We start from the raw sequence: 297 nt of genomic DNA on the forward strand, positions 1-297 counted from the left end.
AATAATAAACATAGTAAAAATGAGATTTTTTATCTCTTTAAGCATACCCCCCAATGGATATTTCTATTAATAAAGTTATAAACCGTACAGTTTTAAAATATTGTGCGATTGCGCACTCTATTAATTTATATGAAGGCATCACTCTGCATTTGTAAATTTTTTTTGTTAAAACGCTTCAATGTAACTAAAATCAGTCCTACTAAGATATTACTACAAAATACATTGTTATAAAACTTTATAAGTATACTACTCTATGAATTTCTGTGTAAAATATCACTTCTTTATAAAATGTTTACC

Source organism: Bartonella sp. AA81SXKL (assembly GCF_042196945.1).
Classification (GTDB): domain Bacteria; phylum Pseudomonadota; class Alphaproteobacteria; order Rhizobiales; family Rhizobiaceae; genus Bartonella.